Source organism: Streptomyces sp. NPDC058812 (assembly GCF_042744565.1).
GTDB classification, from domain to species: Bacteria; Actinomycetota; Actinomycetes; order Streptomycetales; family Streptomycetaceae; genus Streptomyces; species Streptomyces thinghirensis.
Genome location: NZ_JBHYOB010000005.1, coordinates 235,987 through 249,040, shown reverse-complemented (window position 1 = coordinate 249,040; position 13,054 = coordinate 235,987). Strand labels below are relative to the sequence as shown.

The 13,054-nt window shown below is 70.5% G+C and carries 12 protein-coding genes and 1 pseudogene; 4 read left to right on the top strand and 9 right to left on the bottom strand.

Annotation, left to right across the window (positions count from 1 at the left end; genetic code table 11):
* Positions 1 to 114: 114 nt before the first annotated feature.
* Positions 115 to 648, bottom strand: a complete 534-nt coding sequence (locus tag ACFW48_RS12955) for a GNAT family N-acetyltransferase (protein WP_386313588.1) — start codon at positions 646 to 648, stop codon at positions 115 to 117.
* A gap of 319 nt (positions 649 to 967) precedes the next feature.
* Here ACFW48_RS12955 and ACFW48_RS12950 point away from each other — a divergent pair, with 319 nt between their 5' ends.
* Positions 968 to 1,510, top strand: a complete 543-nt coding sequence (locus ACFW48_RS12950; RefSeq protein WP_386313585.1) for a DUF1707 domain-containing protein — start codon at positions 968 to 970, stop codon at positions 1,508 to 1,510.
* Positions 1,511 to 1,598: 88 nt separating this feature from the next.
* On the opposite strand, the pseudogene ACFW48_RS12945 reads toward ACFW48_RS12950, so the two are convergent.
* A pseudogene (locus ACFW48_RS12945) lies at positions 1,599 to 1,814 on the bottom strand (IS630 family transposase); the annotation flags it as partial.
* Positions 1,815 to 1,823: 9 nt separating this feature from the next.
* Positions 1,824 to 2,621 carry a GNAT family N-acetyltransferase gene (locus ACFW48_RS12940; protein WP_386313583.1) on the bottom strand — a complete coding sequence of 266 codons (798 nt, stop codon included), beginning with the start codon at positions 2,619 to 2,621 and terminating at the stop codon, positions 1,824 to 1,826.
* Positions 2,622 to 2,913: 292 nt separating this feature from the next.
* Here ACFW48_RS12940 and ACFW48_RS12935 point away from each other — a divergent pair, with 292 nt between their 5' ends.
* Positions 2,914 to 3,204, top strand: coding sequence for a hypothetical protein (locus tag ACFW48_RS12935; RefSeq protein WP_386313581.1), 291 nt, complete (start codon positions 2,914 to 2,916; stop codon positions 3,202 to 3,204).
* Between the two features lie 219 nt (positions 3,205 to 3,423).
* Here ACFW48_RS12935 and ACFW48_RS12930 read toward each other — a convergent pair whose 3' ends face one another.
* From ACFW48_RS12930 to ACFW48_RS12920, 3 genes are all read right to left on the bottom strand, one after another.
* Entirely contained in the window at positions 3,424 to 4,347 is a 924-nt protein-coding gene (locus ACFW48_RS12930) for an RICIN domain-containing protein (protein ID WP_386313578.1), read from the bottom strand.
* 194 nt (positions 4,348 to 4,541) lie between these two features.
* On the bottom strand, positions 4,542 to 5,108 hold the full coding sequence (locus ACFW48_RS12925; protein WP_386313575.1) for a pyridoxamine 5'-phosphate oxidase family protein: 567 nt from the start codon (positions 5,106 to 5,108) through the stop codon (positions 4,542 to 4,544).
* 190 nt (positions 5,109 to 5,298) lie between these two features.
* Positions 5,299 to 5,646: a VOC family protein gene (locus tag ACFW48_RS12920; RefSeq protein WP_386313572.1), complete on the bottom strand. Its 348-nt coding sequence runs from the start codon at positions 5,644 to 5,646 to the stop codon at positions 5,299 to 5,301.
* Positions 5,647 to 5,881: 235 nt separating this feature from the next.
* Between ACFW48_RS12920 and ACFW48_RS12915 the strand changes: the two genes are divergently transcribed.
* Both ACFW48_RS12915 and ACFW48_RS12910 read left to right on the top strand, forming a co-directional pair.
* Positions 5,882 to 7,609, top strand: a complete 1,728-nt coding sequence (locus ACFW48_RS12915; protein WP_386313569.1) for an RICIN domain-containing protein — start codon at positions 5,882 to 5,884, stop codon at positions 7,607 to 7,609.
* 396 nt (positions 7,610 to 8,005) lie between these two features.
* Positions 8,006 to 9,046 carry a substrate-binding domain-containing protein gene (locus ACFW48_RS12910; RefSeq protein ID WP_386313566.1) on the top strand — a complete coding sequence of 347 codons (1,041 nt, stop codon included), beginning with the start codon at positions 8,006 to 8,008 and terminating at the stop codon, positions 9,044 to 9,046.
* A 17-nt stretch (positions 9,047 to 9,063) separates the two neighbouring features.
* On the opposite strand, the gene ACFW48_RS12905 is transcribed toward ACFW48_RS12910, so the two are convergent.
* From ACFW48_RS12905 to ACFW48_RS12895, 3 genes are read right to left on the bottom strand one after another with little or no spacing between them, the layout of a single operon-like run.
* Positions 9,064 to 9,774 carry a TSUP family transporter gene (locus ACFW48_RS12905; RefSeq protein WP_386313564.1) on the bottom strand — a complete coding sequence of 237 codons (711 nt, stop codon included), beginning with the start codon at positions 9,772 to 9,774 and terminating at the stop codon, positions 9,064 to 9,066.
* A complete protein-coding gene (locus ACFW48_RS12900) occupies positions 9,771 to 11,189 on the bottom strand; it encodes an amidohydrolase family protein (protein ID WP_386313562.1) in 1,419 nt (472 codons plus the stop codon). The genes ACFW48_RS12905 and ACFW48_RS12900 overlap by 4 nt, the downstream gene beginning before the upstream one ends.
* A complete protein-coding gene (locus ACFW48_RS12895) occupies positions 11,186 to 12,505 on the bottom strand; it encodes a uracil-xanthine permease family protein (protein ID WP_386313976.1) in 1,320 nt (439 codons plus the stop codon). Before ACFW48_RS12895 ends, ACFW48_RS12900 begins: the two co-directional genes overlap by 4 nt.
* Positions 12,506 to 13,054 lie beyond the last annotated feature (549 nt).

The window sequence follows — 13,054 nt, the reverse complement described above, 5'->3', positions numbered from 1 at the left end:
CGCCGGTGCGAGGGAGCTTCGCCAGGACCGGGACGTCGCCGGCGTCGGACCTGGCGGCTGCTGTCCCCGTGGCGGTCGCGGCCCTGTCCCCGACCTAAGTCAGTCGTCCGGGTGCTACTCCTGGTACTGCGTCAGGTCGATGCCGAACATCGCGAGGTCGTAGCCGTGAACCGGATGCTGTGCCGTCCCTTCCGCCTGCATGCCGAGCTTGTCGAGTACGTTCGCGGACGCTCGGTCGCCCGTCCGGCAGACGGCGACCACACGGTCGAGGCAACGATCCTGCAGTGCGAACTCCAGTGTCGCGTGCGCTGCTTCGGAGGCGTATCCCTGCCCCCAGAACACCCGCCCGAGTCGCCAGCTGATCATCACCTGACCAGCGACCTCGGTCGGAGCGTCGGCGACGGACAGGCCAACGGCGCCCACCACCTCACCGGAGCCCAGGAGCTCGACCGCGAACATCCCGAACCCTTCCTCGTCCCATTCCTCCTCCCACGCCTCGATGTCCTCGGCCGTCTGCTCCAGGGAGCGCGGCTTGCCGTCGCCGATGCCCTGCATCACCACCGGATCAGCATGGATCTCGGACAAGGGGACGAGGTCATCGTCCAGCCAGCGACGCAGGACAAGACGAGGTGTTCGGATCTCGGTCATGGTCCCATCTTCCCGCCGCGGGGGCCGGAAGGCGAACCGCGGTGCCGCGCCCTGACCGGCGTGGCGATCACGGGGTTCACTCGTCCGAGGAGGCGGTAGAGGCATCCCCACCCGCGAGGGCTCTTCGGTGAACAGCGCGGACACCGACCCGGCGGACATCACGTTCGGACCGGAAGCCTCTGCGGCTGGGCGCCGGTCCAGTCCGCACGCTGGGCGGCGGTCATCCGCAGATGACGAGCGGTCGGCCTCCCCATCGAATACGTTGCCCGCTATGGACCTCGACGGGTTCGCATCGCCGGCTCGGCAGTAGGGTGAAACGGTGACCTCCTTACCGGAAGACTCGCCGCCGCTGATCGGTGAAGACGACCGCAATACGGCCGTGCAGCGCCTGCAGGAGGCGTACGCCGAAGGGCTCATCTCGCACGAGGAGTTGGACGAACGCCTTCATCAGGTGCTCACCGCCAAGGCGCACAGCGAGCTCGCGTCGGCTCTGTTCTCGCTCCCGGAGGAGGACCCGGGAAGCACCTCAACGATCGCCGCCGCCGGCGGACGGATCCAGCGGCGCGGCGCATGGCGGGTGCCCCGGGTCCTCAAGGTCGGGTCAGCATATGGAAGGGTGCGCCTGAATCTGTCCCGGGCGATCATCGAGCACCCGGTCGTCGACATCGAGCTGCACATCGGAACCGGCGGGGCCAGAATCACGGTGCCTCGTGACGCGGTGGTTGACGTCGAGGGTTTGAGCACTGGGTGGAAGGACCTGCGCTACAAGGTGCCGCGGCGTTCCCGGCCCGGCGGGCCAACGATCCGAATCTCCGGGACCATGGGATTCGGACGTTTGAAGATCCGCCACGCCCGGCGTTGAGGCCCAGTCCGGCACTTTGGCCCCGCCGACTGCTGGGGGGGGAGCGGCATAGGTTCGCCGGATTGCTTGGGACGGCTGCGAGAGCACGCCCCCAGCGGATGCCCTTCTCGCTGCGGATGCGAGCGCGTTCCTTGCGTTCAGCGGCCAGGACGTCGCGGTGTCGGGCATGGGCGTTGCGCCAGCGCAGGTGGGCGTGCAGGGCGAGGGTCTGGACGGCGTGGTTCAGGTGGTTGGAGTTGGCGATGGTGGACTGCCGCAAAGGTCCGAAGTGGGCCTCGACCGGGTTGGCCCACGAGTCACGGGTTGTCCAGGATCACGTAGATCGGCGGACCCAGCCGGAGCCGACGGTGGGCTCGAAGATGTACGGCCGGGTGAAGGTGACCACCTCGAAGCCGCGCTTGCGCAGGATTGGTTCGGAGGTGGGCAGCGCATCGGTGACCAGCAGCCCGCAGCCCCGCTCCCTGGCCTGCCGCAGCCGGGAGCCGACCACCGCGGTGAAGAAGCCCCGCCGACGGTGGGTGGTCTTGGTCCGGGCGCCCGCCAACTCGGCGAACGGGCTGCCGGCCTGGAAGTAGACCCGTCCGCAGGAGACCGGCTCGCCCTGGGCATAGGCGATGTGCACGCTCATCACGTCAGGCTGCTCTTCGAGCAACCGAGCCAGCTGCCGATGCTCCTCGTCCGCGTTACGCCGACCGATCTGGCGGGAGATCTCGGCGTAGTCGTCGAGCTCGGCGCCATCGGTCACCTGCCGCACCTCGTAGCCCGAGGTGTCGAAGAGGGCCGATGATGCCTCGGCGACCGGGAGCACCAGCACCTGCTCCTCCTCGTCGGGCTCGAAACCCGCTGCTTCGAGCGCGGCGGCCAGGCCCTGCTGCCTGTCGTGGCCGTAGACCTTCCACTCCAGGGTGTAGCCGCCGGACCGGGCGAGCTCCCGCTCCCCGCGGACCAGTTCACCGACCTCGCCGTCCGCCAGGTCGGCGAAGACGATCCGGCACTCCGAGCCATCCGCCGAGTACTCGCGCACCAGGTCGGCGTGGCCGGCGGCGACACCGCTCGCGCGCCGCATCGCGTCGAGTTCCGCCAGAACCTCGGCTTTGGTTGCTTCGTTCATGTCGGTCCTTCCTCTTCAGAGGCCGTCGAAGGCCCAGGCCAGAACCTTACTCAGGGCAGTTTTCACTTCGTCAGGGACGAGCTCCGTACGGGCCGCCCCGGCCAGGGCCGCCTTGCGCTGAGAAGGCCGGTTCGCGGGCTCCACGGACTGCTTCCGATTCCCGTCGCGACCAGGTGACCAGCAACTTCACGGTGCACACCAATCATTGTTCACACCGTTGAAGCGGGCTGCTGAACAAACGCCCACGGGGTTGTACTCGTGGGAAGCGTCCACCAACGACAGGAGACGACCCATGCGTAAGGCATTCACGGCGGCAATCTCCGCTCTGGCGTTGAGTACCGCCATGCTGGCAGGAGCCAGTGCGGCTCAGGCCGGGACCGCTCAGCACACCGGGCAGTCGAGCAGTTCCGGAACCGGCGTCCAGGCGCAGGCTTCCGGCTGGGAGTACTACAACTGGTACTTCAGCTTCACCAACTGCAGTGCCGCGGGGAGTGAGCTGCTGCGGAACGACCGCAACGCTCTCCAGTTCATGTGTGAGGAGGAGGCGGAACACCTCTGGCACCTGCACGTGAACTGGAGGTAACTCGCAGCCTGTCCTGCTAACTGGTCTTTTCAGAACGCCGCGTCGGGCAATCATCGGCTTGATACCGCGCTTCCTCAGCGACCGCGCCAGGCCCGACCGGCTGCCGGCGGCGTTCCGCCGCACCCACGGCACCACCTACTTCCACGACTGCTACTCCGTCGGAGAGGGACCCGAGGACAGCGCGCATCACGCCGTCCTCGGGGAGCCGCCCCCCGGCACTCAGGACGGTCGCCGCCTACCGCTCACTGCACGGCTGACCGCTCCGCCCGCCCGAACGACGAAGTACTGGTCGGGAGTGTACGCGCAGGGTTCCTGAACGGCCTCGGCTCCCTCGGCGGCGGTGCGGCCGGCGGTGCCGACGCACTGGCCACTCTGCGTCGGCCGGAACCGGAACCCGGCGGAGCCGTCTGGGGCGGGCTCCAGGCGGAACGGGGTCGCCCGGGTGCAGTCGTCGCGCGGCTCGATCATGCCCCTGACGGGTCCACCGCCCATGACGGTCAGGCAGCCCTTGCCTTGCTGGGGGTGGTGCCACTGGATGCGGTACAGGCCCGCACCGGCCGGTTCGAGGTATGTGCGCGGTACGGGAGCCCGGGCACAGGGGACGTGCACAGCCACCGCGCTGTCGTAGGCGCCGTCGCGGTCCCGTCCGTCCGTGAGGCACAGGTCGGTCTCGTGGGCCGGGCGGATGGTGACCCACCCGTCGCTGGGGGTGGGCAGGGCGTTGGCCGCCGCCGCCGGCCGGCCCGGCCCGGCGGAGTCGCCGGACCCGTCGGGCAGGAGGGTCCAGAGTCCCACGGCGAGCAGGACAGCCGCGAGCACGGACGCGAGCGCGAACAGGGGCACCCGGTCCTGTCGTCGTCGCGGGGGCGCGGGTTCCCCGTCCGCCGCAGCCGCCCCCGCGGACGCGGAGGCGGCTGGGTGCGGCTCCGGCTTCGCTTCGGCGATCCGCTCCCTTGCGTCCAGCCAATCGCCGACCCGATGCCCGTCCCCGCAGGCACGCACGAACACGGCCAGGACGTCGGGCCGCGGCAGGCTGGGGCGCCTGATGGCATCGGCCAGCGTGCTGCGCGCCAACACCTCGCCGTTGCGGGCGGCCTGCTCCTCCAGTTCGCGGTACGTCAGCCCCGACAGCTGCTTGAGCACGCCGCCCGCAGCGCCGTCTACGCCATCGAGGAACGCATGATCAGCGGGCTCCCCCCGGATCGCCTGACCGCGCTGCTCGCCGACCTCGACGCCATGACCGAAGCACTCGGCGACTGACCGGACGACAATCCACGGGCGCGACTGTCGCTCTCCCACGGTCACGCCGACGAGTAAGCAGCCCGACAGTCACGTGATCAACGGCTTCTGTCGGGGTCGGTAAAGGTGTAGCGGGTGTGGCTGAACACCTGGCCGTCGTGCCCGAAGCCGTACGCCGTGCCGGGTGCCACCGCGAACAGCAGGTCGTTGCCCTTTCGGATGCTGTCGCCGAAGCCGTAGAAGGTCCCCTCCGGCGAGACGATGTGATCCCCGTACTGCGCCTCGAACGCGGCGATGACCTCGTCCTGACGTGTCGGGTCCGTCACCCGTTCCGCCGCGCCCTCGACCACGATGTCCACGCCTTCGGTGAGTGAGTTGTGCCCTGTGGTGAGGACGCAGTTGGCGTTGCCGGCCAGGTTCTTCGCCTTCTGCTCCCCCGGTCCGGTGCTGAAGTGCAGCGCCCCGTCGTGCCAGGCGGCGATCAGCGGCGTGACGTGCAGTCGGCCGTCCGGCCGGACTGTGGTGATCCAGAAGACCTCGGCGGCCCGCAGGCGGCGCTGGGCCTCGTCCCAGTCGGTGGCGGTGACGCTTTCCGCGCCGGGGCGCGGGTTGAGCGCGGAGCTGTAGCGGGCGTCGAGTTCGGTCTTGGGCTGCTTGGGCGTCATGCCAGAACTCCTTCCCCTCTTCCTGTGGCCAAGGCTACGCAGCCCGGCCCGGCGGCGCTCAGGACTGGCTGCTGACAGAGAGCGAGCGTCGTGGGTGTCGGCCCTCGGCTCGGCAGCCGGTTCGCCAGCCGCGGGCGCGGCGCGCCGACCGTGGCCGCGCCTGACGGCGGAACAGGGCGAGGCCCACCGGTCAGACCACCGGGTTCTCCATCAAGGTGATCCGATTGCCGTCGGGGTCGTCGAGCGCGGCAAAGCGGGTGCGCTCCCCGCCGGTCTGTACCGGCCCCGCTGTCAGACCGCGCTCCACGAGCCCGGCCAAAGCCGCGTCCAGATCGGGCACCTCCAGGTTCAGCAGGCTTGACCCAGCCCGCTCGGGGTCTTCGAAGACCTGAAGCCAGCCGCCCGAGGTGAGGTGCCAATCGGCCAACGACGGCATGGGCCGGGTGTCCGCCGGACGGCTCAGCAGCCGTTCGTACCAAGCCACCGCCACGTCAACGTCCCCGACCGGCGCGACCATCAGCACGCGCGAGACGTCCATGGAATCCACCTGCTCCCGTCATGGGTAGAGATGCTTTCTCCTTACGGACAGCCAAAGACACCAAAACTCATCGCGCACGTCCTCGCACTTCTCATGACACGAGACCGCTGCGCCCTACACCTTCCGGACCACTCCGGCGGACCCATTTACATCGATGTACTCCCACTCCATTTACATCGATGTACTACCGCTCTAGCCTGGCGCGGATTCGTTCCCCGCAGGAAGGAAGACCGTGATGTTCCTCCGCCTGTCACACTCCCTCAGACGTCGAGGCGGCTCATGCGCGCGAGTCGTGCTTCTGGCCCTGACCGGCCTGTTGGCCCTGGGACTCGCCGTCCCGGCCGCTGCGAGCGCTCCGTCGGCGCCCACCTCGTCCCCGCCTCCCGTCCCGTCATCGGCCGCCGTAGCGACCCCTGACGGCTTCTCCCCCGCGGCAACGGGCACACCGTTGCGCGACGGTACGGGGCTGTACCCGCGTGCCATCCGGCTCGCACACAGCGGTACGGCGAACGGACGCGTCCTTGCCAGTGTCGTCACCTTCGACGGCGACAACGGCGTCGGCGCCATTCACGAGAGCACCGACTCCGGGATCTCCTTCCGCGAGGTCGGCAGGGTGTCCGATCCCGAGTCCGCCGCAGGCCAAGGGCTGTGCTGCGCCACGCTGTTCGAGCTGCCGCGGCAGGTGGGCTCGATGCCGGCCGGCACCCTGCTCTGGGCCTCCTCCGCCGGCCAGGACGAACAGGACCGACGGATGGCGCTGCGGGTCTGGCGCAGCAACGACGTGGGACGCACCTGGTCCTACCTGTCCTCGTGCGCCGTCGCGAGCGGCACCGGCGGCCTGTGGGAACCGGAGTTCTCGGTGGCCGAGGACGGCGCGCTGGTCTGCCACTACGCCGATGAGACGGACCCCGGACACAGCCAGAAACTCGTCGCGGCGCGCAGCTATGACGGGGTTCACTGGGAGGGACACCACAACACCGTGGCGAGTGGCTGGTCGGCCGACCGCCCCGGTATGCCGGTGGTGCGGAAGCTGCCGAACGGCACCTACTTCATGAGCTACGAGATCTGCAACCCCGGCGGCCAGTACCAGTGCGTGGTGCACTTCCGGACCTCCGCCGACGGCTGGGACTGGGGGAATCCCGCATCGCTCGGGTTCCGCCCGGAGACCGTCGACGGCAAGTACTTCCGCGCCGCACCGACCATCGCCTGGGCACCGTCGCCGGACGGCGCTCCGAACGGACGGCTGCTGCTGATCGGGCAACGGCTTCTCAACCGCGACGGCACTCCCGCGGTGGACAGCGGCCGGACGATCCTCGTCAACACGGAGAACGGCAGCGGTCCGTGGTACGAGATCGAGTCACCGGTGGCCGTGCCGAACCCGGAAGTGAACTACTGCCAGAACTACAGCTCGCCGCTGCTTCCGTCGGCCGACGGCCGCCGGGTCCTCCAGATCGCCACCGACTTCGACGGCACGACGTGCCGGGCCTACTACGGGACCGGCGGTCTCACCGGCAGCCAAGACGCGGCCGGGATCGTCGACGGCGCGCTCTACCGACTGGTGAACGCCAACAGCGGGCACTGCCTTGACGTCGCCGGCGACTCCCGCTCGGCCGGCGGCGATGTCCAGCAGTGGAGCTGCAACGGCATGGGCCCGCAGGACTGGAGGCTGCGCGCCCGTGACGGCGGCCACTTCACGCTGACCGGCCGTAACAGCGGCCACTGCCTGGACGTGGAGAACGGCTCCACGGTGCCGGGTACGAACGTCCGGCAGTGGTACTGCAACGGTCTCTCCGCGCAGGACTGGAGGCTGGAGAACGTGGGCCGGGGTTACTACCGGCTCATCGCCCGCTCCAGCGGGCAGTGCCTGGACGTGGCGGAGGGCTCGCGGGAACCTGGCGGCAACGTGCAGCAGTGGACGTGCAATGGTCTGCACCCTCAGATCTGGAGACTGCAACGGGCCTGACCCGGGCGGTCCGGCGGCAGGTAACCGAGCCCGTGGAACGCCTCCCCGCTCAGAGCCGGGGAGGCGCTTCCCCGTCCGCGCTCCTGCACCCGTCCGCTACGGCGCTCGGTGCCGCGCGATGCCAAGGGGGCGAGAACTGCCGGTCGTATTGGTCACCGGTTCCGTCAGGGCCTCGGGGGTCAGCACCGTCCACGCGCGGCGGCGGGCCACGTCGGAGAGGCTCCTGCGGCCGGGGCCCCTCCGCAGGCCAGTGGGGCGGCTGTCGGCCGGTCCCGCGGTGGACTGAGCACCGAATTCCCGTCGCCGCGGAGGGCCGCACCGGTGCACACCTGTGGGCTCCGGTCGGGGAAGATGGTCGAGTCCACTCTTTCCCGCCAGCGAGGAGAGTCCGCGCGGATGTCCGCTTCCGCTCCCGGCCCGAAACAGCCGACGATCGCCGACGTCGCACGCGTCGCCGGGGTTTCCCGTACGACCGTGTCCCACGCCCTCAACGGACTCGGCAAGGTCGACCCCCGGACCCGGGAACGGGTCAGGCAGGCAGCGACAGAGCTCGGGTACCGGCCCAACCTCCGGGCGCAGCGACTGCGCCGCGGGCAGGCGAAGGCGATCGCGCTCGCGTCCTCGATGCCGTTCGCTGTGGCGGGCGGGCCGTCCCGGCTGGGGTTCTACATGGAGGTGGCGGCCGCAGCCGCGGAGAGCGCGCTGTCGCACGGCTTCGCCCTCGTGCTCGTTCCGCCCGTGCAGTCGGGGTCGGCGCTGTACTCCGTGGACATCGACGGGGCCATCGTGGTCGAGCCGGACGCGGCGGACGCGGCGGCGGCACAGTTGCGCGAACGCGGCCTGCCGTACGTGGCGCTCGGCAGGCCGATGTCGCCCGACGAGGACGTCCCGTACGTGGATCTGCGCGGTGGGCGGGTGGCGGAGCTGCTGCTGCGGCACCTGCACGAGCAGGGCGCGAGGCGACCGGCGCTGATCGTGGGCTCCGGTTCGCGGCACTCGTCCGTCGACGCGCTCGCCGCCTATGAGCGCATGGCGCAGGAGCACGGCTGGACGCCGATCGTGGCACGGGTCGCCGAGTCGGGTGGTGAGCAGGCGGGGTCCGAGGCCTGCGCCGCCCTGCTCGCCGGTCATCCGGGCATCGACGCGGTGTGCGCGCTGGTCGACGCCTTCGCCGTGGGCGCCGTCCGGGCGATCCGCGACAGCGGGCGTTCCGTACCGGACGACGTCATGGTCGTCACCCGCTACGACGGCCTGCGTGCCCGCACCTGCGAACCGCCTCTGACCGCGGTCGATCTGCATCTGGAGCGGGCGGCGTCCGACGCGGTGGAATTGCTGCTGGGGCGGTTGCGCGGGGACACCGCCACGCCGTCGGTGGCGGTGTCCCCGGAGCCGCGGGTGATCGCCCGTGCCTCGTCGGTACGAGCTTCGCGGGCCTGACGCCGGCCCGGCCCCGTTCAGAATCCGAGCATCAGGACGATCCCGGAGACCAGGGCGAACACCAGCACGCACAGGCGCATCCGGCGTGCGTCCAGACGGTGGTGCACCAGACGGCTGAGCCACGCGCCCGCCGCGACCGCCGGCAGCAGTGCGACCGCCCAGCCGAGCTCCGCGACCTCCGCCTTCCCTGCCGCGAACAGCAGCGCCAGGGAAGCGACCTCGCCGACGAGGAAGCAGGCGGCGACGGTGGAGCGCAGTTCGGCGGGTGTCCGGTGCTGGTAGACCAGGGCGAGCGGTGGCCCGCCGACGCCGGTCGCCGTCTCCGTCAGCCCGGTCACCGCGCCCGCACCGACGTAGGCGGCCCGGCCCGGCGTGAACACGGGCGCGGCCAGGCTCACGACGGCCGCGAGCACCGTCGCGACGCCCACGAACACGCCGAGGCTGCGCTCCGGGATCAGCCAGAGCAGTGCCAACCCGGCTGGGGTGGCGGCGAGGCGAGCCCCGATGATCCAGCCCGCGCCGCGCAGGTCGAGCGAGGTCCGTTCGCGCCAGGCGACGTACAGGTTGAGCGGGATCATCGACGCCAGTACGAAGACCGGGACCAGGCCCGGGGCGAGGATGCCGGCCACGGGCGCGACGATCAGCGCGAAACCGAGCCCGCTGCTGCCCTGGACGAACGCGGCGACGGTCACCGTCAGGGCCAGGACGATCAGTGGCTGCCAGCTCACCGGATCACGTTCCGTTCGTGTGGTCGGCGCAGCGCCCGTGCCGCTGTGGAGGTGGGATGCACCCGGACGATGTCCGCCTCGGCGACGGCGGTGCGGGCCAGTTCCGTCGCGCGCCGCACCAGCGCGTCACCGTCCCAGTCGGTGGGCCGGCCGTGCCACACGCGTAGGCGGCCGGCGACGAAGACGGCGGCGATCTGGTCGCGGTTGCCGCGCCGGACGAGTTCCCACGGCAGGTCCCAGGAGAGCGCCAACTCGGGCGTGTCGACGTCGACGAGGAGGAAGTCGGCGGCCCTGCCCGGTGCGACCGTACCGGTGCGGGTGCCGAGCCCGACGGCGTCCGCTCCCCCACCTGTGGCGTGTTCCAGCCAGGTCCAGCCGGCGCCGCACGACGAGTCCCCGGTGACCAGACCGTACGCCAGCCGCTGGGCGAACTCGGCGGCCTCCGTGAGACGGAAACCGTCGCCCCGGGTGCCGTCGGTACCGAGCCCGACACGGATACCGCGCTCGGTCATGTCGGTCGCGGGCGCGACCGCGTTGCCCTTCCACGCGCTGGCGACCGGGTTGTAGCTGACGGCGGCCCCTGTGTCGGCGAGGAGGGACAGCTCGCGTGGTGTGAGGAGCGTGGCGTGCGCGGCGAGCAACTGCGGGCCGAGGGCGCCGACGCTGTGCAGGTGTTCGAGGGGCCGCAGCCCGTGGCGTACCAGGGAACGCTCCACACCGGCCAGGTGCTCGTTGACATGGATCTGCACGACCGCCCCGGCCTCGGCGGCCAGGCGGGCGGTGTGGTGCAGGGTTCTCTCGGTGGCCGCCTCGGGGATGGAGACGGCGAGGGAGGGGTGGACGAGCGGATCGCCGTCGTAGCGGGCGAGGTGTTTCTCGGCGTTCTCGAGTACGGTCCGGTGATCCGCTTCGTCTCCCCCGTCGGCGTCGTTGCAGACGAGACCCAGTACGCAGCGGATTCCCGCGTCCCGCGCGGCCGACGCGACCACGTCCACGTCGACGTCGGCGCGCGTTCCGGCGTCGGTGACGGTGGTGAACCCTCCGCGCAGGGCCTCGAGCGCCGCCAGTTTTGCTGCCGTGTAGGCCGATTCCTCGTCCAGCGTCCCCTCCAGCGGCACCCAGACCCGGCGGAAGATCTCCGAGGGCTCACCGAAGGCGAGCGCGGCGCCGAAGCTCTGGGTGAGGTGGTGGTGGGCGTCGACGAATCCCGGCATCAGCAGATGACCGGGCAGCCGTACGGTCCGCAACTCCGGGTACCGGGCCTCGAGTTCGTCCACCGGTCCGAGGGCCTCGAAGAGTCCGCCGTCCACCAGTACGGCCCACCCGCCGACCGGGCCTTCGGGCAGCAGGACGGTGTCGGGCGCGAGCAGGAGCGGCCCGGGGGCGGCGAGTGCGTCGCGGTCGATTCGGTTCATCGTTCGCTTTCCGTACGGGTGAAGGCCAGCCGCGCGGCGATGCCGGGCCTGACGTGGTGGAAGAGGACGTTGAGGACGGCCGCGACGCAGGCGCCGACGGCGACGCCGCTTTCGAGGAGGATGCGGACGTTGGGCGGGAACCCGCCGTAGACGCCGGGCACCAGGATGGGCAGCAGCCCAAGGGCGAGAGCTACGGCGACGATGAAGGTGCTGGTGTGTCGGTCGAGGTCCGAGCGGCCGAGCATCTGAATGCCGAGCACGGTGATGACGGCGAAGACGACCATGGCGGTGCCGCCGACGACCGCGGCGGGAATCACACTGATCGCACGGGTGACGGGCGCCAGGAGTCCGATGACGATGAGTACGATCCCGGCCACGGCGGTGACGTATCGGCTGCGGACCCCGGTGACGCGCACGATGCCGATGTTCTCGCCGCTGGTGACCATGAGCGGCAGGCCGACGAAGCCGCCCATGAGCGAGGTGATCGCGTCGCCCCGGACGGTCTTCGGCACGTCGGTGCGCTTGTCGATCCTCTTGCCGACGGCCTCGGCGTTGATGACGGTCTGGCCCGTGGCTTCGGCCATCGAGGCCAGGCTGTAGAGCATCAGGGGCAGCGCGGCGACGAGGTTGAACTCCGGCGTGCCGAAGGGCATCAACTGCGGAAGGTTCACCAACTGTCCGTCGGCGAGCCGGCCGGAGTCGATCGCGCCGGTCACCGCGGCGAGCACGGTGCCGGCCAGCAGGCCGAGCATCACGGCCAGTTGGCGCAGAACGCCGCTGAAGAGCAGGTAGAAGACGACGGTGAATCCGATCGTCGCCATGCCGAGACCGAGGTCGCCCGGATCGGCGAAGCCTGGCGAGCCGGGGTGTCCGGTGACGAGGACCGCGCCGACTTTCACCAGGTTGACGCCCACGATGACGATCATGGTGCCGATGACGAGGGCGGGGAAGAACCTGAGCAGCCGGGAGAACACCGGTAGCACGACGAAGCAGAACACCGCCGTCAGGATCACGGCACCGCCGGCCGTGCGCAGGCCGTGCTGTTCGGCGATCGCGAGGAAGAGGATCAACGGGGCCCCGCCCGGCAGCATCATGAACGGCAGTCGCGGCCCGAACTTCCAGGGACCGAGCGACTGGATGAGAGAGCCGATGCCGGAGAGAACGAAGGCCGCCGAGAGCAGGTCGACGGTGAGGCCGGGGTCGAGCCCGAGGGTGGCGCTCATCAGGAAGATCGCGGATATCGGCGTGGCGGCCATCACGAGGACGTGCTGGACACCGAAGAGCAGGATCCGCGGGAGAGGACGCGACTCGTCCACGGGGTGGACGCGGGACCGTTCGCCGTCCCCGGCTGTGGAGCCGGTGCTGCCGGTGGTTGTCTCCGCGGGGCGGTGAGGCTCGCCGGGGCGGGGCACGGCGGGAGGGTCGGCGGGCCCGTGGGCCGGGCGCGCGGGCTCCGCGTGACCGGGCGACGCGGGTTGGTCGGTAGGGCCGGCCTGCGGCGGCCGGCCACGGTGGGCACTGGACACGATGGACTCCGTTCGGGCATACAGCACGCTCGGGGTGAAGCAGTGAACCGGCCCTGGACGGAGAGCCAAATCGATTTGGCCAAATCGATTTGGCCGCCAGTATGTGAGGACTCCGGCGCCGCGTCAAGAGCGAATCCTCCGGCGGCGAGTACGCCGACGCCGATGGACGAGATCACTCGCCAGCTCGCCCCCGGCTCGGTCGACGTAGGCATCCGCCGGCGCGCCGCGGTCCCGCGCCGACGGCGGGCGCGATCTCCGTCATGGCCGTGGTCTCCGCCTCGTGCCATCGATCGCTGATCACATGCCGTTCGAGTGGTCGGGGCCACTTGTGGTCGGCAT